Below are 19,166 nucleotides of genomic sequence, written 5' to 3'. Positions count from 1 at the left end.
GATGGGGTACTGGCCCCTACAGACTGATTGTATGGGAATAGGAGGGTTACTGCTTCTCCACATTAAAATACTGTGCTTCAGGATGCGCGAACACCATAGCCGATACCGATGCCTCCGGCTCCATCATGAAGCCTTCGGTAAGCTCAACGCCAATGTCCTCGGGCGAAAGGAGCTTAAACAGGGGGCCTTGATCCTCCAGATCCGGGCAAGCCGGATAGCCAAAGGAAACGCGAATTCCCTGGTAGCGCGCACCGTGTCTTTGCTTCATGGTCATATCTGCCGGGTCCGGAAAGCCCCAGGTATCCCGCATCATGTGATGAACCCGCTCGGCCAGTCCCTCGGCCACCTCCAGCGCCACTGCCTGCAAAGCATGGGAGCGCAGATAGTCGCCCTTATCCTTCAGCTCAGCCGACATTTCGCGGACCCCGTGACCGGCGGTAACCACCAGGAATCCGACATAATCCATAATCCCGCTGTCAACGGATTTCAGAAAGTCAGCCAGACACAGGTAAGGCTCAACATTCTGCCGCGGGAACGTGAAGGTATGAAGAACCTTGGCTGTATCCTGCGGATCATAGATCACAATATCATTGCCGCTGGACTGGGCCGGGAAAAATTGATACATCGCATGTGGAGTAATGGTGCCCTCCAGCATAGCATGATGCAGAATATCATCCACCGTATCCTTCAGCTCTACTGTGCGCGGATCACCGGCGGCAAGCTGGGCTTCCACTGAACCGCGCAGGCCCAGATGATGGCCGAGGAGCATCTGCATATTCACATAAGGAATGATATGCCCCAGCGGGTAGCTGCGCAGGACATGCCGCTCCAGATCGGGGGGTGTAAAAACCGGCGCATCCGCCGAAATCCCGGAACGGACCGCCCTTGTCAGCACCGGAAGCTCCTGCTGCGGAGCCACGGCTACAGCCGCCTCCGCTTCGAGGCGCACCTCTTCTTCGATCTTGCTCCGTTCCTCCGGATTCATCAGCCGGTTGGCTATATCCAGACCGTCCATGGCGTCCTTGGCATAGAGCACCAGCCCATCATATTCCGGCCGGATACGCGTCTTGGTAAATTTGCGCGTCAATGCCGCGCCCCCTACCATAATCGGCACATCGATACCCGCTGTCCGCAGGTCCTGCGCGGTCAGCACCATCTGCTGTGCCGATTTCACAAGCAGGCCCGACAGGCCGATCGCATCGGCTTTTTCGCGCCGGAATGCTTCGATAATATTCTCCGGTGGTACTTTTATACCCAGATTGACTATCTCGTAACCATTATTGGAGAGGATGATCTCCACCAGGTTTTTGCCGATATCGTGCACATCGCCCTTAACCGTAGCCAGCATGATCCTGCCCTTCACCGAAGTCTCGTCCTTCTGCATGAACTGCTCCAGGTGGCCGACTGACGCCTTCATCACTTCAGCGCTTTGCAGCACTTCAGCAACAATCAGTTCATTGTTGTTGAACAGCCGGCCTACCTCGGACATTCCCGCCATCAGCGGGCCGTTGATAATCTCCAGCGGCCCCGACTTGGTTAAGGCCTCGTTCAGATCGGGAATCAAACCTTCCTTCGTCCCTTCAACCACATAGGAAGCCAGACGCTCTTCCAGCGAAAGGCTGGAGATTTTCTCTTTCTTCTCCACCTTCTTGCCGCGAAAAGCGGCTACAAAGGCGGACAACGTATCATCATTCGTATTATAGATCAGCTGCTCAGCCAGAAAGCGTTCTTCTTCAGGAATGGAAGCATAGCGCTCCACCTTTTCTGTATTCACAATCGCATAATCCAGTCCGGCCTTGGTGCACTCATAGAGGAACACCGAATTAAGCACCTCGCGTCCAGCTTCGGGCAGTCCGAAAGAAACATTGCTGATGCCCAGAATCGTGTGCACAGCCGGGAGGGCTTCCTTGATCAGCCGGATTCCGTCAATGGTCTCCTTGGCGGAACCGATATACTGCTCGTCCCCGGTGCCTACAGGAAACACAAGCGTATCAAAAATCAGGTCCTCAGGTTCCAGACCATATTTCCTGACCAGCAGCTCATAGGAACGTTTGGCGACTTCCAGCTTGTCCACAGCTTTTATAGCCTGTCCCGACTCGTCAATGGTACCCACTACAATCGCAGCGCCGTATTTATGGATGAGCGGAGTGACCTGCTCGAACTTTTCTTCGCCGTCTTCAAGATTAATGGAGTTAATAATCGCTTTGCCCTGGCAGTACTGCAGCGCCAGATCAATGACCTTGGGATCGGTGGTATCAATCATGAGTGGAACTTTTACCTTCTTGACCACCAGCTCCAGAAATTTCTTGATATCCTCGGTCTCATCACGGTCAGGGTCCTGCACACACACGTCGATTACCTGCGCTCCGCTCTTCACCTGCGCCCGGGCAATTTCCGAAGCTTCTTCGTATTTGCCCTCCGTAATCAGGCGCTTGAACTTGCGCGAGCCGAGCACATTGGTACGCTCGCCCACCATGTACGGACGGTTGTCACTTTCAATATATATGGGCTCTATACCGGAGAGTGCCGGCGGGTGCTGCCCTTCCAGTCCGCGCGGCGGATATTCTGCAAGCGCCTCGGCCATTGCCCGAATATGGTCCGGTGTGGTTCCGCAGCAGCCTCCGGCGATATTGAGCCAGCCTTTCTCCGCGAAGCCGGCAAGCTTGCGGGCAAGCGAATCCGGCGACTCATGGTAATTGCCGTTCTCGTCCGGCAGTCCGGCATTCGGATAGCAGCTCACTGCCGCTGAGGAAATTGCCGACAGCGAGCGGATATGATCACGCATAAACTCCGGTCCGGTGGCACAGTTCAGGCCGATCGAAATCGGCTTCAGATGCTCCAGGGAAATGTAAAAGGCTTCAATGTTCTGACCGGCGAGCGTGGTTCCCATAGGCTCGATGGTTCCCGAAATCATTACCGGCAGCGTAATGCCAGTCTGTTCAAAAGCATTGCGGATTCCGATGCTCCCGGCCTTCACATTCAATGTATCCTGGGAGGTCTCGAGCAGCAAGGCATCCACCTTGCCGTCGATCAACGCCACCGCCTGCTCCTCATAGCTCCTCACAAGTTCCAGGAAGGTAACTCCGCCAGTAACTGAGAGCGTCTTTGTCGTTGGCCCCATGGCCCCGATAACATAGCGGGGACGGTCAGGGGTATCATATTTGTCCACGGCATTCCGGGCCAGCCGGGCAGCTTCAAGATTAATCTCGCGCGCCCGCTGCGGAATATCATATTCGGCCAGCACCACTGAGGTTGCACCAAAAGTATTGGTCTCAATTAAATCTGCACCGGCTTCCAGATACTTTTCATGGATACTCTGTATAACGTCAGGCCGGGTAAGCACCAGCATTTCATTGCAGCCGTCAAGCTCTTCCCCGCCAAAATCCTCACCGGTAAGCGGCACCTGTTGAATCATCGTACCCATTGCTCCGTCTAGAATCAGTATGCGCTGCTGTAAGCTCTCAGCAAGTGTGAATTTAGCCACCTTCTATCCCCCCAGTAAAACGTTAGAGTAAGTTTAGCAGAATAAAAGGATTTCGAAAAGCCTTCCTTTCCACTCTGCATTGTCCGTAATGCCGTCGGCGTCTGCCGCCATGGATTCTGCAGTATTAAGGCTGCACCACAAGCTTCTTGCTGGGCATAGAATGCTGTGTCCGCGCAGTTACATGGGAAGTCACAGTGTATTCCCCTTCGCCGTCTATCCTTCCTTCAGCCCGATATGTACCATCCCCTGCGGATTTCCCCCTGAACTCAAACTTCCGGCTTTTATTATTGTCATTGACGATCTCAAAAAGGACCTCTTTCGCATCATCGACGGGTTCGCCGTCCTGAGTAACCAATGCTTCAAAGGTCACCTGCTGGCCTGCAGAAACCTGCCCGGGGCTCCAGTCCAGTTCAACTTGGATCGGCTGCATAGACATATTTGCCGCAGTATGCAGACCGTTTTCTGCCTCCCTACTTTCTGAACAGCCCGCAATAGACGCGGCAATGATTATCGAACAAAACGCAGCCAGCTTCCTATGGTTTATCATTTGTAGTCCTCCCGGGTAAATGGTAGGTTTCATTATGATACTGACATCTTGTGAAGCATTCTTTTTCTATTATACACATTATATTCATATTATCAGCAGTAAACCTCATTTTCCCCGCCATTTCGTGAGATTGGTCATATACACAGCAGCAATTAAACATTGGAGCTTGCAACAAGCAGAAACGGCTACGCCGTCCTTATAAGGACGGTATCCGTTTCTGCGAGAAAGAGAAGGCTAATTTTTAGCGTGAAACATATAAATTATTATCTTTTAAAGAACAAAACGGCTATGCCGTCCTTGACTGGCCAGCGCAGCCGTTTGAGATTTCAAATTCAAGGTTGGCTGCCGGGACCGGCCGGCGGCAAGCCCAAGTGGAAAAAGTGAACTTCATTCTTCCTAAATACCCTTCTTCGCAAGCGTTAGTGGGAAAAAGGATACCTAATTCATCCGATTCTACCCTCTACAGGGAAATACACTGAAATTAATTTTACTTTTTCCCACTATTGCCTCTGCCGCCAGCTTTTCTGTCCATTTAAGTTCACTAATTCCACTTCGCTTCATTGTATTTCACTTCCCCACCCCGCGGTTCCGGTTAGCTCCTCAAATTCCGCTGTTCCTCCAGCAAAGCACAACCCGCAGGTTCAGCACGATGACCACATCTTCAACTTACCCCCAACTTTATACACACCTTATCCACAGCAAAAGTAATTCATAATTTCCTAAACAACAAAAAAGCCGGCATCCCAAATTGGGGATAACGGCTTCTTAGAAAATTTGCTATAAAGATTTCACAAGTGGAAGCAGCTCACTGAGGTGCCCTATCTGATAATCCGGTGTGATCTCAGGATCGGATGCTTTGCCGGTCCGGTTAATCCATACGGTAGTCAGGCCTGCAGCGAGACCTCCAAGGATATCGGTTGTCAGCTTGTCTCCAACCATAATCCCTTCCTCCGGAGAGATATCCAGCAGACCCATGGCATGTCTGAAGATTTCCTTATCCGGTTTGCCCTTGCCGAAGTTCCCCGAAATGACAACGTGGTCAAAATAAGGAATCAGCTCCGGCACCCCATCCAGCTTCTCCTGCTGCAATGCAGGGCAGCCGTTAGTCAGCAGCAGCAGTTTGACTTTCCCCTTCAGTTCATCCAGCACATGCAGGGTCTCTTCATACATATATGGACGGCTGCGGCGTTCTGCGGCAAATTTGGAGGCCAGCGTTTCGGCCAGCGCTTCATCCTCCACCCCCAATGCTGCCAGTCCGCGTCGCCAGGATTCCTTGCGGTAGACGGGAGCAAGCTGCTCCATTTGGCGGAATTCCGGCTGTTCACCGGCCGTGAAATCCCCCCACAGCGCTTCAAAAGGATTGATCCCAATCAATTTGGTGAATGGAAACGTCTCATATGATTCATACAGACTTCTTGCTTCCCTGCGGACGGCTGCTTCCAGTTCCTTGGGGTTAACCAAATCACCCGCTGCTTCACTTGCATAACGGAATGCTTCTTCTACGCTCCGTTCATCCCAGAGCAATGTGTCATCAAGGTCAAAGAGTACGGCGGAAATCGGCATTGATGGTTCTCCCTCTCCCTATGCTGGACTATATCCTTCTATTCGTTCACTAATTCAACATGATTCTGTTTGGCGAACTGCTCCAGCCGCGCACTCATAGCCTGAATGTCATAGCGGTTGAACAGTCTGGAGAATACCCACTGTGTGCGCTTGCCTTTATACTTGATGGAGACTGTGCCGCGCGTAACGGTGATCTTCTCAATATCGGCTGCCGGCAGCCAGCGCTCACGGTTATATTTGATGGTGGAAAGTCTGGCACGTTCAACCTTCAAATAAGGACGGCGGAAAAACAGCAGTGCCGCGAGCAGAAAATACAGCACAACCCCCAGCCAGTTGGCCAGGATGCCGCTGCCCTTGGCTTCATCTATGGAGCCAACAACCCAGAACATAATGCCAAGAAGCAATAACAATACGGGAAACACAATGTTCCGGCCTTTAAAAACATCACTGTTCTTTGCAGCAGCCGAACTGGCTGAAGCATAGATGGATTCCTTCCCTTGCTTCTTTCGCTGCTTGTTGATTTGCTGTGTGTTGCGTTGAACCATTCTTTCCCAAGAACGGGCCATGTCAGTTCCCCCTAGTCATTCTGTAATATCTATGAAAAGGAACAGAGCACAATGAACTGCTGCCTTGTTGCCTTGTTCAAGCTCTTATTTATCCACAATTTCAATGGTATTGAGCTGGGCCCGGAAGTTGCTGCGGATATTGCCCAGATAAATTTCACGAAGCTTGGCTCTTTCTGCGAGCTCCTCTTCATTCAGGCCGTCATTCTTCTGCTTGCGCGCCAATTCGTTGATGCGGGCGACCAATTCATCAATATTCAAAGCGTTCCCTCCCCTATAAATTCATTCTAACTGTGCCATGAGAAAAAGAGCTTGTCAAGGTCTGCTCCCTGAAAGCTCTTGGCATCCATCGAAAGGTTCTAAGCAAGAGTTAATAGATCGGCAAAGTCAGCACATCTCCGGCCTTGATATCGCTGCCCTCCAGACCGCTTGTCCGTTTGATTCCTTCTATATATACAGCCGTTCTCATATCAGCCGGTTTGTTCTTGATTGCTATGCTCCAAAGGGTATCCCCGCGTTCCACGACGACCCGCTTCTCCTGGTTGATTAAAGATAAAGAACCGGCAAAAACATTGCCTACCACCGTAAAGCCGGAAATAACCAACAGTAGAATCAAGGACAGCTTCACAATATTGCCCTTACGGAGCAATACTCTCAACGTTGCAATTAAAGGCATAATAAGCTTGTTAATATCCAGTTTATCCGTTGGGGCAGAACCATCTCTGGGTGTACGGGATTCGGGAACCTCATCGTAAATACTGCGGTATGTGCTGTACCTTAACATATTAACCGACCTCCAAACACTTGTTCTTACTTTCGGAAATAATATAACACGAACATGTGTTTTGATCAATACTTTTTTCGAACAATTGTTCCCTCCGTTTTCAAATCGCTTTTTATGATCTTTAACAAGCAATTCTTCTGCTATAGGCTATCATTTCCAACGGTTTTAGAACTTATGTTTGTACGAACGGAAGTTCTATGTTATAATTTTCCCAAACATAGTATATGGGGTTGATTCCGATGTCAAAGATTTCAAGTCGTCAACTGGCGATCCTGGAATTTATTCGTAACGAAGTCCGCAGCAAGGGGTATCCGCCTTCCGTCCGGGAAATCGGCGAAGCTGTAGGCCTGGCTTCCAGCTCCACGGTGCATGGCCACCTGGACCGGCTGGAGAAGAAAGGGCTTATCCGCCGCGATCCGACCAAACCGCGTGCAATAGAATTGCTGGGACAGGAAGATTCCGAGAATGTCCATCAGTTCGTTCAGACCGTTACACGCATCCCAGTCGTTGGAAAGGTTACCGCCGGGGTGCCGATTACAGCAACAGAGAATATTGAGGATTATTTTCCATTGCCTGCTCATTATGTAGGAGATAACAAAGTGTTCATGCTTTCTGTTCTAGGTGACAGTATGATAGACGCAGGTATTATGAATGGCGATTATGTGATTGTCCGCCAGCAGCAGACTGCGGACAACGGCGATATCGTCGTTGCCATGACCGAAGAGGATGAAGCCACCGTCAAGACCTTTTACAAGGAACGAGACCATATCCGCCTGCAGCCGGAGAATCCGGCTTACGAGCCTCTGCGTCTGAATCGTGTCACTATTTTGGGCAGAGTTATCGGACTATTCCGCGATATTCACTAATATCCCCCCCATGAAGACTGTTCCGCTGCTAAGCGGTGCAGTCTTTTTCGTTTTCTTTCGTGTCTGGCTCCATCTTCCGCAGTTTCCTCCCTTATTGTTCCCGTTCTCTTATGCCTGATTTCGCAAACAAGAACATTCGTTCCCTTCCATTCCTGAAGCGCAAATTCCCAGAACTCTCACCGCCTTCCGCTCATATCCTGATCGTAAAGGAGTGCTGATAACAATGCCCAATTATCGAATCATCATTGATCTGTCGCAACGGATGCTGTATCTGCTTGACAATGATACTGTTCTTAGAGGCTTCCCTGTTGGAATAGGAAAAATGTTAACCGTCTCTCCGGTTGGAGAATATACCATTATCAACAAACAGCCTAATCCCGGGGGACCCTTTGGCGCCTTCTGGTTGGGCCTCTCCAAGCCCCATTATGGGATTCACGGAACCAATGATCCTTCCTCCATCGGTAAAATGGTCTCCCATGGCTGTATCCGTATGTACAACGAGGATGTGCGGTTCCTCGCAGCAGCTATTCCTGTCGGAACCCGGGTGACCATAAGGGAATAACACGAGCAGAAACAACTTCGCCGACCTTTAAAAGAGTCTCCGCTTCTGAAGCGGCGATACAGAGTATTGCTTTGAAACCTATAAATTATATAAAGGACACCCTGCGGGGACGTTGGCCAACGTCCCGCAGGGTGTCCTTCACCTTCAAGCATTTATTTTGCACACAAACAGGGAATCTGCAGTTATATGTCGAAACATGTATATTGGAAGATTAAATCTTGAAAGGAAGTGCCTGGCTTGAATCAGTCAAAAATAAGAACCCACATCGATTTCAAGGTCGATGCCCTGGACAAGCTCTCCAACCTTCTATTGAATAACAACCATGGGGAACGCAAAGTCAATCTGCTTACTGCCTTCGGCAGCATTCAGGGAAATGTAGCCACGAACTCCGGCAGCAAAGAGGATGTATTCAATCTCAAGTCGCTGATGGACGATGTCATTGTCGATGAATATATCTCCTACTTGAGTTCAGAGCATCCGGAAAAGACCTTCAACTACAATTTTGTTGTTCTGGATAATGTGACTGTGCGTCCGTTCACCAGCAACGGAACTGAAACTGAATATAAGCAGCTCATTGTATTTGCTGATCAAATTACTGCTTTCAACTTCCTGTAACCAGTTAAGTGCTGACCTAGGAAGCATTAGCAGGACAATGTGCCTCCCGGTGAACCTCACCGCACCCTGCAGAACACAATCCCGGAGGCACTTCAATTTCAGTGCAGCGTCTGCCCATATCCAAGCTCATCCAGAATCCCTTCGGCAAGCGCGAGCTGAACCTCCTCGCTTTCCTTCAGCTTTCTGGCATATACTACTGCGCTTTTGGCCACCTTTTCGATCAGTCTGCGGCCCTGTTCCTTGGTAATAGACACTTCTGCTCCCGAACGCCCCACGACCTCCGATAAGCAAAAGAAGGCAATCCGCATGCTGTAGTTCTCCCGGCTTAAAAAGTAGAACAGATAGGGAACATTCTTCAACAGGCGGTCCACCCAATGGGTAATCTCACGGATCTGATATATTTCTCTGGGGTCCTGCTCATAGCCATCAAATATCAGTGTAACCTTACCGCGCAGCCTCTTCTTCTCGTATTTGTTGAACTCACGAAGATAATTCTCCAGCCGCCCCTTCTCTACATCTTGCCTGGAGACAGTAAGCACTGTTATCCCTTCCGAATCCGTGTGTGCTGCAGGTTGTATTTGGGCGCCGCCGGTTGCCAGCCGCTTCGGCAAGCCCACACGCTGCCGCAGATTCTCTTCCACTTTCGTCACCTTCCATTTAAGCAAGATACTGCCGGAGCGGCCGGATAGCCGCAGCGCTTCCCGGATCGTCACTCCTGCAATGCAGTTACAGCAAAAGAGCCGCTTCTCAGCAGCTCACAGACACGATTTATGCTTCCTTGACCTTAACCGAAATCACATTTGCAGGGTTAATATGCTTGCCGCCCGCCATAATCCATTCAGTAAGTCCGCTGGATTTCAGATAAGACCGCGCTTCCTCAGCCGTCTTGAATGTGGAATCCAGCTCCTCAATTTGACCATTCACGTATTGAAGCTCATAGTGAACTCCGCTCACAATAAACCACCTCCACTCTATCATTTCGACACCGGATGCGATTTACCTTTATCTGCGAGCGTTCAATCTTTGGGAATGGCCGCGGGACCTGTCCGTTATCCCTGCTTCTTCGGCACACGGACCCTAAACTCAAATCCGTCACGGCTGTAGCACATTCCTGCTACAAGCACATCATCCGGCGTCCATCTTTGCACAGGTCCGGCATAGTCCGCGATAACATGCGGTCTTCCTTCGATCAGCTGGACGACATATACCTTCTCTTGAGCAAGAGCCGCAGTGAACAAATCGGCATCGCTTGTCAGAACTTTATATGTAGATTTCATAACGGCCCCTCCTTGTATGCTGTTTCGTACCGCTCGCGAATCTCACGGTTTTTGGCATATATGTATAAATCCAAAGCGGTGATGCCTCTGCGGGCAAGTTTGACAAACAGTATAAACATATAAATACATATTACCACAACAGCCAGCCAAATCATCAGTCCCAATCCACTAATTAAAAAAGCTCCCGGCAGCAGGTTCATGCTCAATGATCTCCCCCAGTTCTTCATTCGAAAATCCACGGCTGTATCAGACAAGACAAATTTCAGTATATAGGTAGTATACAGCGGCATGGAACAATATGTAAACGAGCCAAACAGCTTATTTTCCTGAAAATCAATACTGGTGATGGCAGGCTCATTCAAAGTAATTGTGATCTGCCCGGTGTCTTACGCACTTCAATTTAAGCTTAGGCGTATTTCTTCCCATGCACAGGCTGCCAGGCGAGAATATTCGCGATCAGAAATACACGCGGCGAGCCCGTTGTCAGGCAGGTTGCTCTGATTCGGTCTTCACGTATGCCCAAGATCTCTATTTTGCGCTGGGTAATCTTGCCGGTCTTATCCTGATACACAATTTCGATGGTCTGGCCGTTTTTCACCTTCATTAGAGCTTCCCCCCAAAAGAATAGGAACGTTTGTTTGCATTATACACAAACATATGTTCTGTAAACAAGCAGTAATATATTCTTTGTCTGGGATAAAAAAGAAATGATCAAACTCCACTCATTTTATTCCATATATAGGGATGTATGGTTTTTACATCCTGTATTTATGTCTACCTGCCACAATAGCAACCGCGCTATACGACATCAGCGCCTGCGTGCCTGCTATCACTGGTACAATGGCTGTAAAAATCAGTATCAGCTAATAATTCATCACCAATTTTTGCATTCCTTAGCAACTCAGTATGGTCAGTATAATTTTGCACAGTAGATGCTTCGTAGAATCTGGTAAATGAAAATCCTGTGCTAATTCTACTTATTGAGTATCTTTCATTCTCAAATGTAAATTCTATTTCTCTTCCAATGGAAAGATCATTTTCTAAATCGCTTAAATCGTAATCCATTAGAATCACCCTCATTCTTAGAATTTACTGATTATACAGCATGAGAATTACAGCGGATGTCTATTCCCATGTTTCCAAAAAGATTGAAGAGAGCAGCATGGAGAAGTATGAAGCCCACATGAAATCTATCCTCGAATAGCACCCGCTATTATTTGTGGGCATTTTGTGGGCACCGTTAACTTAAGGGTCTCCCACTATTTCCACGCCCACATAAAGAAAAGCCCCTAACGCTCAGAGCGTCAAGGGCTGCTTCATCCTAGTAAAGCGTCATGTACTGATCTCTTTCCCACTCATGGACTTGTGTGCGGTAGATATCCCATTCAATCTCTTTCAGCTCGTAGAAGTGGGCCAGTGCATGCTCGCCGAGGGCATCGGTAATGACATAGCTGCGGATCATCTCGCTTAAAGCTTCCTTCAGATCGGCCGGCAGGCTTGGGATGCCTTCTTCAATCCGTTCTTCCTCGGACATCACATAAATGTTGCGGTCAATTGGAGCCGGAAGATCCAGCTGGCGTTTGATGCCGTCAAGACCTGCCTTCAACATTACAGCAAGTGCCAGATACGGGTTAGCTGCAGGGTCCGGATTTCGGACTTCGATGCGTGTGCTGAGTCCTCTGGAAGCCGGGATGCGGATCATTGGGCTGCGGTTGCTGGCAGACCAAGCTACATAGCAGGGGGCTTCATAACCGGGCACGAGTCGTTTGTAGGAGTTCACAGTCGGGTTCGTAATGGCTGCAAAAGCACGTGCGTGCTTCAAAATGCCTGCCATGTAATACCGTGCAGTTTTACTCAGGCCAAGCGGGTCGTTTTCGTCATAGAATACATTTTCATTGCCATTGAACAGGGATTGGTGAGCGTGCATTCCAGATCCGTTCATGCCAAATAAAGGCTTGGGCATAAAAGTAGCATGCAGGCCGTGCTGGCGGGCAACCGTCTTCACGACGAGCTTAAAGGTTTGAATTTGGTCGGCAGCCTTGATGGCATCGGCATACTTGAAATCAATCTCATGCTGGCCGTAAGCCACTTCATGGTGAGAGGCTTCAATCTCGAAGCCCATTTCTTCCAGAGTCAATACGATTTCGCGGCGGCAGTTCTCCCCAAGATCCATCGGCGCCAAATCAAAATATCCACCCTGATCGTTCAGCTCAGTCGTAGGATTGCCCTTCTCGTCGGTTCTGAACAGGAAGAACTCCGGCTCCGGCCCAACATTCATAGCCGTAAAGCCCATTTCTTCGGCTTCCTTCAGGCAGCGCTTGAGAATACCGCGCGGGTCGCCGGCAAAAGGCGTTCCGTCAGGCATGTACACATCACAAATCAGCCGCGCAACCCGATTGTCCGAAAACCATGGGAAAATAACCCAGGTGCTGAGATCAGGGTAGAGGTACATGTCAGATTCTTCGATACGCACATAACCTTCAATAGATGAGCCATCAAACATCATTTTGTTGTCCAGCGCTTTCTCCAGCTGGCTGACGGGAATTTCCACATTCTTAATTGTACCGAGCAGGTCGGTAAATTGCAGGCGAATAAAACGGACGTTTTCATCCTTGGCGATACGCAGGATATCCTCTTTTGAGAAGCTCACTTTACCCTCTCCCTTTCAAATCTCTTTGTATTATTTATTAAAAAACCGGGATAGCTCGCCTTGAATGAGAGACACTTGTCCCGGTCTTTTACCGGAAACCAGTTCCTGCTTCAATAAACGGTGCAGCTGTGAATCGGACAACTCTCTACGCCTAACCTCTGTATCAGGGGTAATGACCGTAGCTTCTTCGGATTCCTTCGAGACGGGGTTCATCACTTGCTTGATGCCGGCAATGTTAACACCCTTCTCGATCAATGCTTTGATTTCCAATAGGCGTTCTACATCATTAAACGAAAACAAACGCTGGTTGCCGGATGTACGCGCGGGCACAATCAGGCTGTGCTGCTCATAATAACGAATTTGCCTTGCAGATAAATCTGTCAGCTTCATTACGATTCCTATAGGAAATAAAGCCATATTTCTGCGGATTTCATCACCCATGACTCATCCAACCTTCCAATGATCTTTTTCTCATCTCATTGTACATTTCCTTATTTGGCGTGTCAATGGTGTGTAAGATATTCTCACAACATTTTATGTTGCCTTAAGAATCCGAGTGAAGTGAGTGTAAGCTAAAACATAACATGACCTCCGAAGTATATCACAGAGCTCACTCCACAAGCAAAAGTTGGACCTGTATGGGACAATGAGGGCAGGGCCTTAGGACACAAATCCGCCCACCGGTCAAAGCCGGTGGGCGGATTTGCGACAGAGTATGTGAAATAACCCTAAAGGCTTCGTATGAGGCCGATCACAGGTCAGCTTTTTGGTTGGCCGACTCGTAGCGTTCGCGGATTTCAAGATTTTTTGCATAATTATATAAATCCAGCGCCACAATCCCTCTGCGGGCAAGCTTAACCAGCAAGACAAAAGCGTAAATCCCCAGTCCAGCACAAACCAGCCATATCAAAAAGAACAATATGCTAAAGCCCCCTCCATAAAAAAAGCCTGGTTGCTGAGTTGCCATCATATCCCTTCTTTCAAATGAGTTAATGAAATTCCCTGCCTGGTGCGGGTAGGGGATTCGCACTTCCGCTCAAACAATGAATCAAGCATACCGCAATTGGTACATTATGTAAATCCAAATATTATAAATTTTACAGTAATTTACGGTCTCTCATGCTCTGCAACGCCATCAAAACGCCGTATTTCACATGGGAATACGTTAATCCGCCTTGCATATAGCCAATATATGGCGCACGGAGGGGAGCATCTGCCGATAACTCCAGGCTGCCCCCCTGGATGAACGTACCTGCCGCCATAATGACAGGATGCTCATAGCCGGGCATGTCCCAAGGCTCCGGAACGACATGGCTGTCCACAGCCGCTGCGCGCTGTATGCCCTGCACAAAGGCAATCAGATGCTCCGGACCGTCAAAAGCAACCGCCTGAATCAGATCCGTACGCGGCCCATCCCAGGCCGGCTTGGTCGCAAAGCCGCAGCGCTGAAACACGGCAGCCGCAAAGATGCTGCCTTTAAGCGCCTGCCCGACCGTATGCGGGGCCATAAAAAGCCCCTGGTAGAGACCGCGCGCCGTCCCCAGCATGGCGCCTACTTCGCCGCCGATGCCCGGCGCTGTAAGCCGGTATGCAGCCAGCTCTACAAGGTCCTGGCGGCCGCAGATATAGCCGCCGGTTTCGGCAATTCCGCCGCCGGGATTTTTAATCAGCGAGCCCGCTATGAGATCGGCGCCCGCCTGCGGCGGCTCCAGCTTTTCCGTAAATTCGCCGTAGCAATTATCCACAAAAACAATGATATCCTGTTTCAAGGATTTGACTCTGGCTACCATTTCGCCAATTTCAGCAACTGTGAAGGAAGAACGCCAATCATAGCCGCGCGAGCGCTGAATGCCGATCACTTTGGTCTTTTCGCCGATCGCCAGAGCCACTTCATCCCAATCCACCTTCCCATCGGCCGTTAAAGCAGTTTCACGGTAGCCAATTCCGAAATCGGCCAGCGAGCCTGTCCCGTCACCTGGTTTGCCGACAACCTTATGCAGCGTATCATACGGGCGCCCTGTAATGTACAGCAGCTCATCTCCAGGGCGCAGCACCCCAAACAGTGCGGTAGATATGGTATGTGTGCCCGAAGCGAAATGGGGCCGCACCAGCGCCGCTTCCGCCCCGAACACCTCGGCGTAGACCAGATCCAGCACTTCCCGGCCCCGGTCGTTATAGGCATATCCTGTAGAGCCGGCAAAATGAAAATCACTGACCTGCTGCCGCTGAAAGGCTTCAATCACCTTCCACTGGTTATGATCCACAATTCCTTCAAGCGATTTGACCGCACTCTCAATCTCAAGCTCCGCGGCCTCTGCCGCCTGTAGAATATCCTCTGCAAAAACTGCCATTCCCCTTGTCTCCCTTATATTACATTTACTTGTCATAAGAAGTCAGGAACACGCAGATTGATTCCCGAATTCATAACATGCTTTACATAGTTGCATTAATCAGACCATCAAGAAGAAACGGCTGGACCTCCGCCGTTTCCGAAGTAATAACTTAAGTTTCACCGTGTCTGTTCTACTCCTGCTCCACGTACTCCGCAAGCTTATAGCTCCATTTCCCGTAATCCTCTTTATTCAGACGGACGTTGTATAACACGTCATTCTCATCATATTTCTGTTCAAGCACTTCCCCTACGCGGTAGAGCAGCGAAGACAGATCCCCGCGGTCTCCGGGAATGCGGAAGGTCAGTGTATCTCCGGCCAGCTCGTCGGCGATGGTCTCGGTGATCCGGGTCAGGTCTTCAGAATTAAAGGCGCTGATCTTCAGATACCCCGGACCCGCAGGCAGCATTTGCAGCTGCTCCGGCTGGCAGATGTCTGTTTTGTTGAAGAGCACAATTTGCGGCTTCCCGGCAGCGCCCAGATCCTGCAGGATGGATTGCACTACATCCATCTGCTCCTCTCTCATGGGAGAGGAGGCATCCACCACGTGCAGCACCAGGTTGGCTTCATTGACTTCCTCAAGGGTCGCACGGAAAGAGGCCACCAGATCATGCGGCAGGTTCTGAATGAACCCTACGGTGTCAGTCAGAACTACCTCCTTCCCCCCGGGAAGCTGCAGCACACGCGACGTTGGATCCAGTGTGGCGAACAGCTGGTTCTCGATGTAGACATCCGCATCGGTAAGCTGCTTCAGCAGCGTAGACTTGCCGGCATTGGTATAGCCGACCAGCGCGACCTGCACGGCACCGCTTTTGCGGCGGCGTTCCCGGTGCAGCTCACGCGTTTTGACCACTTCATCCAGTTGGCGCTTCAGCTCGGTAATCCGGTCGCGGATATGGCGGCGGTCGGTCTCCAGCTTGCTCTCCCCCGGGCCTCTGGTTCCGATGCCGCCGCCGAGCCTGGACAGATTCTTGCCATGGCCGGACAAACGCGGCAGCAAATAGGAGAGCTGTGCCAGCTCAACCTGAATAATGCCCTCACGCGTTTTGGCCCGCCCGGCGAAAATGTCCAGAATCAGCTGGGTACGGTCAATAATCTTCAGGTCCAGAGCCTCCTCAAGGTTCCGTACCTGAGCTCCCGAAAGCTCCTGGTCAAAGATAGCCGTATTGGCACCCAGGCCGTCAGCGGCCATCCGCAGCTCTTCTACCTTGCCCTTGCCGATGAACCACTTGGAATCGGGCGTCTCCTTGTTCTGGCGCAGAACATCCAGCACCTCCACTCCGGCGGTCTCGGCCAGCTGAACCAGCTCCTGAAGAGACAGCTCGGGCTCAATGCCCGTGCGCTTGATTTTGTCCGTAACCAGACTCACCAAGACTGCCCGGTCCTGTATCTCTGTTTCTGTATCGTGGGTGGTTATTGCCATGAATTACATGCTCCTTGTCCTTGTACACATAAGATGTGTATCATCCGTGGTGAATTTGCCCTACAGTTTGAAATCTTCTGTGCGCAGAGTCATCAGCTCCTGCTTGCCCGGGCTGCTGCTCTCATATTGATTGAGCAGGCGGACCGCTTGGGAACGCACCGCTTTTTCTATAGAGTTGCGCACATAGCGCGCATTGCTGAAGGCATGAAGACTCTCCGTCTTCTCCAGCAGCAGATGCTGCTTTAGTTTGAGTATGGCCTGGGGCATCAGAATATAATCGCGTTCTTTGGCCATCAGCTCAGCAATCTGCAGCAGCTGGTCTATGGTGTAGTCGGGAAATTCCACCTGGATGGGGAACCGGGAGGGAAGACCGGGATTGCTCATCAGAAAATAATCGATTTCACCGGAATATCCGGCCAGAATCAGTACGAATTGACTGCGGTGATCCTCCATGGATTTGACAAGCGTGTCAATTGCCTCTTTGCCAAAATCCTTGTCTCCGCCACGGGCAAGACTGTAGGCCTCATCAATAAAAAGAATGCCTCCGAGCGCCTTTTTCACCAAATCTCTTGTCTTCTGGGCCGTATGGCCGATATATTCGCCAACAAGATCAGCCCGTTCCACTTCAATCAGATGGCCTTTGGTCAGAACACCCATCCGCTGAAACAGCTTGGCGACAATTCTGGCCACCGTAGTCTTGCCGGTTCCCGGATTGCCCTTGAAAACCATATGATAGGCCTGGCTGCCGCTGGCAAGCCCCGCATCGCTGCGCATCTGGGCGATCTGCAGCAGTGCATATATTTCGAACACCAGCTCCTTAATATTATCCAGGCCCACCAAAGCGTCCAGCTCCCGGCTGAGCTCCTGAAACAATTCGCTGCGCCCGCTGCTTTTGGGCGGGGCACCCTGGGCAAGACTGTCTGCAGCCGCGTGGGTGATCGCTGGCGTTTCCTGATTCCTCAGTACAATGTTGATTTGGCGTGACGGTCTGCCTTCCTCCCGTCCGCTTGCCGCAGCTACGCGTCCGTTCACCTTGTTCACCTCATTATCCAGGGCTGACTTTTTCTTATATTATAATTATATATCAAGTCTATTCCGGTTCATGAGGTCTTATTAGCAGTTTCAGGAACTTCCGGACAAATTAGGGGTTGCGGATAACTGAAGGCTGCGCCGGGCCTGTTTTTTTACAGAAAAAGCTGCTGTACCTTCCATTTCGTATAAGCCAGAATCTCACGGGATTTATACTTGAACATCGACATCACCTGTGAATCCGTCAGCCCCAGCTGGGGCCTGGTGTAATCCAGCTCCCGGGCGATTTCAAGTGACCGCTGTCCGTGGAATGTATGCGTGATTATGACTGCTGTTGTCAATCCTTCCGATTGCATGATCTTTTGGCTGAACAGGAGATTCTCATAAGTGCTGGTAGATTTATCCTCAATCAGTATAGAAGTCTCCGGCACCCCCTGCCCCACCAGATAGTTCTTCATTCCTTCCGCCTCGGTATACTTATAGTCCGCTTGATCCAGACCGCCGGACACAATAAAGCGCGTGAACTTTCCCTCCCGGTAGAGCCCCAGCCCATAGTCAAGCCGTTCCTTGAGACCGGGACTGGGTTCTTCGCCCCACATTGACATGCCGAGAATGATGCCCGCATCCGCTTCCTGCATCGGATTCGCCGTTTCTCCACTGCTGATGCGGCCCAGGGCGACAGCACACCAGAGCAGTCCGGCAGCTGCACAAATGACGAGAACGATCAACAGATTGCGTTTCAGCCGGGAACGGCGGCCTTTGCGGGATACCTTGCGAATCGGGGATGAGCCTCTTTGATAGACATACCAATCCATTTGTTATTTCCTCCTGAATTCTCCATGATGGAACAATTCGGCACGATGCTTCAAGGAAAGGGAGAAATAAGGAAAAGCATGAGCATCTATGCTGCGAAGAATACTGCTCGCTGTAGCCCAGGCCAAATTATAGTCGCTGTCCGTAATATCCTCCCGCTCCAGCGCTTCCTCAAGCTCGTCCTCATCGAGCAGAAACACTTCTCCGTTCCACAGCACCACAACATCCAGATACAAGTCGTCGAACCAGGGAACTCCCTGGTCGGTGACTCCCTGAACCTTGCAGGTGTCAATGTACCATTGCACGATGTTTTGCCGTTCGTCGAACATAGCCGTCACGATATAGTGGCTGTTTTTGGGAAAATACTGCAGCCATGAGTACCCTTTATCCGCAATGCGGTATGTATGCCTGCCGTAGCTTTTCCAGAGCGGTTCCTTCAGCCCATAAATAGTATACAAAGTAATGTATCCGGTGAATTCCCGGCTCTCCACATAGCGGCAGGCAAAATGGCGGCGCGTAATCCGGCGCCAGTTGGCCCGGTCTCCGAATTTACGTTTCATATGAATGACCCTCTCAAGAATGGTGTATTCAGCTTAACAC

At 50.4% G+C, this 19,166-nt stretch carries 23 protein-coding genes; 3 read left to right on the top strand and 20 right to left on the bottom strand.

Going from position 1 to position 19,166, the window contains the following annotated elements:
• Positions 1-46 precede the first annotated feature (46 nt).
• From metH to HYD27_RS03365, 6 genes are all read right to left on the bottom strand, one after another.
• Positions 47-3,424, bottom strand: coding sequence for a methionine synthase (gene metH / locus HYD27_RS03390; RefSeq protein ID WP_220101496.1), 3,378 nt, complete (start codon positions 3,422-3,424; stop codon positions 47-49).
• Between the two features lie 184 nt (positions 3,425-3,608).
• Entirely contained in the window at positions 3,609-4,031 is a 423-nt protein-coding gene (locus HYD27_RS03385) for a FixH family protein (protein ID WP_219211509.1), read from the bottom strand.
• A gap of 777 nt (positions 4,032-4,808) precedes the next feature.
• The gene (locus HYD27_RS03380; protein WP_219211508.1) at positions 4,809-5,594 is read right to left on the bottom strand and encodes an HAD family hydrolase; all 786 of its coding nucleotides are present in this window, start codon (positions 5,592-5,594) and stop codon (positions 4,809-4,811) included.
• Positions 5,595-5,632: 38 nt separating this feature from the next.
• Positions 5,633-6,160, bottom strand: coding sequence for a hypothetical protein (locus HYD27_RS03375; protein WP_219211507.1), 528 nt, complete (start codon positions 6,158-6,160; stop codon positions 5,633-5,635).
• Positions 6,161-6,244: 84 nt separating this feature from the next.
• Complete coding sequence (locus HYD27_RS03370) at positions 6,245-6,418, bottom strand: DUF896 domain-containing protein (protein WP_219211506.1); 174 nt, start codon at positions 6,416-6,418, stop codon at positions 6,245-6,247.
• 109 nt (positions 6,419-6,527) lie between these two features.
• Complete coding sequence (locus HYD27_RS03365) at positions 6,528-6,941, bottom strand: LysM peptidoglycan-binding domain-containing protein (protein WP_219211505.1); 414 nt, start codon at positions 6,939-6,941, stop codon at positions 6,528-6,530.
• Positions 6,942-7,180: 239 nt separating this feature from the next.
• Between HYD27_RS03365 and lexA the strand changes: the two genes are divergently transcribed.
• The 3 genes from lexA to HYD27_RS03350 all read left to right on the top strand — a co-directional run bounded on the left by lexA (position 7,181) and on the right by HYD27_RS03350 (position 8,984).
• A complete protein-coding gene (gene lexA, locus HYD27_RS03360; protein WP_219211504.1) occupies positions 7,181-7,807 on the top strand; it encodes a transcriptional repressor LexA in 627 nt (208 codons plus the stop codon).
• A gap of 223 nt (positions 7,808-8,030) precedes the next feature.
• Positions 8,031-8,369 (top strand): L,D-transpeptidase, encoded by a 339-nt coding sequence (locus HYD27_RS03355; RefSeq protein WP_219211503.1) that lies wholly within the window; start codon positions 8,031-8,033, stop codon positions 8,367-8,369.
• A 237-nt stretch (positions 8,370-8,606) separates the two neighbouring features.
• Positions 8,607-8,984, top strand: coding sequence for a hypothetical protein (locus tag HYD27_RS03350; RefSeq protein WP_219211501.1), 378 nt, complete (start codon positions 8,607-8,609; stop codon positions 8,982-8,984).
• 98 nt (positions 8,985-9,082) lie between these two features.
• Here HYD27_RS03350 and HYD27_RS03345 read toward each other — a convergent pair whose 3' ends face one another.
• The 14 genes from HYD27_RS03345 to HYD27_RS03280 form a co-directional block, all read right to left on the bottom strand.
• Complete coding sequence (locus tag HYD27_RS03345; protein ID WP_219211499.1) at positions 9,083-9,625, bottom strand: hypothetical protein; 543 nt, start codon at positions 9,623-9,625, stop codon at positions 9,083-9,085.
• A gap of 127 nt (positions 9,626-9,752) precedes the next feature.
• Complete coding sequence (locus HYD27_RS03340) at positions 9,753-9,938, bottom strand: hypothetical protein (RefSeq protein ID WP_219211498.1); 186 nt, start codon at positions 9,936-9,938, stop codon at positions 9,753-9,755.
• 95 nt (positions 9,939-10,033) lie between these two features.
• Complete coding sequence (locus HYD27_RS03335; RefSeq protein ID WP_219211497.1) at positions 10,034-10,261, bottom strand: hypothetical protein; 228 nt, start codon at positions 10,259-10,261, stop codon at positions 10,034-10,036.
• The gene (locus HYD27_RS03330; protein WP_219211495.1) at positions 10,258-10,461 is read right to left on the bottom strand and encodes a hypothetical protein; all 204 of its coding nucleotides are present in this window, start codon (positions 10,459-10,461) and stop codon (positions 10,258-10,260) included. The genes HYD27_RS03335 and HYD27_RS03330 overlap by 4 nt, the downstream gene beginning before the upstream one ends.
• A 206-nt stretch (positions 10,462-10,667) precedes the next feature.
• The gene (locus HYD27_RS03325) at positions 10,668-10,865 is read right to left on the bottom strand and encodes a hypothetical protein (RefSeq protein ID WP_219211485.1); all 198 of its coding nucleotides are present in this window, start codon (positions 10,863-10,865) and stop codon (positions 10,668-10,670) included.
• 194 nt (positions 10,866-11,059) lie between these two features.
• Complete coding sequence (locus HYD27_RS03320; RefSeq protein ID WP_219211483.1) at positions 11,060-11,326, bottom strand: hypothetical protein; 267 nt, start codon at positions 11,324-11,326, stop codon at positions 11,060-11,062.
• Between the two features lie 256 nt (positions 11,327-11,582).
• On the bottom strand, positions 11,583-12,911 hold the full coding sequence (gene glnA / locus HYD27_RS03315) for a type I glutamate--ammonia ligase (protein WP_219211481.1): 1,329 nt from the start codon (positions 12,909-12,911) through the stop codon (positions 11,583-11,585).
• 30 nt (positions 12,912-12,941) lie between these two features.
• The gene (locus HYD27_RS03310) at positions 12,942-13,352 is read right to left on the bottom strand and encodes a MerR family transcriptional regulator (protein ID WP_019910684.1); all 411 of its coding nucleotides are present in this window, start codon (positions 13,350-13,352) and stop codon (positions 12,942-12,944) included.
• A 310-nt stretch (positions 13,353-13,662) separates the two neighbouring features.
• Positions 13,663-13,878: a hypothetical protein gene (locus HYD27_RS03305; protein WP_219211967.1), complete on the bottom strand. Its 216-nt coding sequence runs from the start codon at positions 13,876-13,878 to the stop codon at positions 13,663-13,665.
• Positions 13,879-14,008: 130 nt separating this feature from the next.
• Positions 14,009-15,262: a methionine gamma-lyase family protein gene (locus HYD27_RS03300; RefSeq protein WP_219211479.1), complete on the bottom strand. Its 1,254-nt coding sequence runs from the start codon at positions 15,260-15,262 to the stop codon at positions 14,009-14,011.
• Positions 15,263-15,434: 172 nt separating this feature from the next.
• Positions 15,435-16,724: a GTPase HflX gene (hflX, locus tag HYD27_RS03295; RefSeq protein ID WP_219211477.1), complete on the bottom strand. Its 1,290-nt coding sequence runs from the start codon at positions 16,722-16,724 to the stop codon at positions 15,435-15,437.
• A 60-nt stretch (positions 16,725-16,784) separates the two neighbouring features.
• A complete protein-coding gene (locus HYD27_RS03290) occupies positions 16,785-17,756 on the bottom strand; it encodes an AAA family ATPase (protein ID WP_219211474.1) in 972 nt (323 codons plus the stop codon).
• A gap of 152 nt (positions 17,757-17,908) precedes the next feature.
• Complete coding sequence (locus HYD27_RS03285; RefSeq protein WP_219211473.1) at positions 17,909-18,568, bottom strand: YdcF family protein; 660 nt, start codon at positions 18,566-18,568, stop codon at positions 17,909-17,911.
• A gap of 3 nt (positions 18,569-18,571) precedes the next feature.
• A complete protein-coding gene (locus HYD27_RS03280; RefSeq protein ID WP_219211462.1) occupies positions 18,572-19,126 on the bottom strand; it encodes a ribonuclease FAU-1 family protein in 555 nt (184 codons plus the stop codon).
• Positions 19,127-19,166: the final 40 nt, after the last annotated feature.

The sequence above is a fragment of the Paenibacillus sp. S150 genome (assembly GCF_019352175.1).
Taxonomy (GTDB): domain Bacteria; phylum Bacillota; class Bacilli; order Paenibacillales; family Paenibacillaceae; genus Paenibacillus_AQ.
The sequence above is the reverse complement of the archived record's forward strand: the minus strand, read 5'-3'. Positions and strand labels throughout refer to the sequence as shown.

Coding starts and splice junctions, on each gene's coding strand:
- HYD27_RS03285 (WP_219211473.1), bottom strand. CDS start 18,568: ATGGATTGGTATGTCTATCAAAGAGGCTCATCCCCGATTCGCAAGGTA.
- HYD27_RS03335 (WP_219211497.1), bottom strand. CDS start 10,261: ATGAAATCTACATATAAAGTTCTGACAAGCGATGCCGATTTGTTCACT.
- HYD27_RS03325 (WP_219211485.1), bottom strand. CDS start 10,865: ATGAAGGTGAAAAACGGCCAGACCATCGAAATTGTGTATCAGGATAAG.
- HYD27_RS03320 (WP_219211483.1), bottom strand. CDS start 11,326: ATGGATTACGATTTAAGCGATTTAGAAAATGATCTTTCCATTGGAAGA.
- HYD27_RS03365 (WP_219211505.1), bottom strand. CDS start 6,941: ATGTTAAGGTACAGCACATACCGCAGTATTTACGATGAGGTTCCCGAA.
- HYD27_RS03300 (WP_219211479.1), bottom strand. CDS start 15,262: ATGGCAGTTTTTGCAGAGGATATTCTACAGGCGGCAGAGGCCGCGGAG.
- hflX (WP_219211477.1), bottom strand. CDS start 16,724: ATGGCAATAACCACCCACGATACAGAAACAGAGATACAGGACCGGGCA.
- HYD27_RS03375 (WP_219211507.1), bottom strand. CDS start 6,160: ATGGCCCGTTCTTGGGAAAGAATGGTTCAACGCAACACACAGCAAATC.
- HYD27_RS03310 (WP_019910684.1), bottom strand. CDS start 13,352: ATGGGTGATGAAATCCGCAGAAATATGGCTTTATTTCCTATAGGAATC.
- HYD27_RS03330 (WP_219211495.1), bottom strand. CDS start 10,461: ATGAACCTGCTGCCGGGAGCTTTTTTAATTAGTGGATTGGGACTGATG.
- metH (WP_220101496.1), bottom strand. CDS start 3,424: ATGGGTACGATGATTCAACAGGTGCCGCTTACCGGTGAGGATTTTGGC.
- HYD27_RS03280 (WP_219211462.1), bottom strand. CDS start 19,126: ATGAAACGTAAATTCGGAGACCGGGCCAACTGGCGCCGGATTACGCGC.
- HYD27_RS03305 (WP_219211967.1), bottom strand. CDS start 13,878: ATGGCAACTCAGCAACCAGGCTTTTTTTATGGAGGGGGCTTTAGCATA.
- lexA (WP_219211504.1), top strand. CDS start 7,181: ATGTCAAAGATTTCAAGTCGTCAACTGGCGATCCTGGAATTTATTCGT.
- HYD27_RS03385 (WP_219211509.1), bottom strand. CDS start 4,031: ATGATAAACCATAGGAAGCTGGCTGCGTTTTGTTCGATAATCATTGCC.
- HYD27_RS03355 (WP_219211503.1), top strand. CDS start 8,031: ATGCCCAATTATCGAATCATCATTGATCTGTCGCAACGGATGCTGTAT.
- HYD27_RS03380 (WP_219211508.1), bottom strand. CDS start 5,594: ATGCCGATTTCCGCCGTACTCTTTGACCTTGATGACACATTGCTCTGG.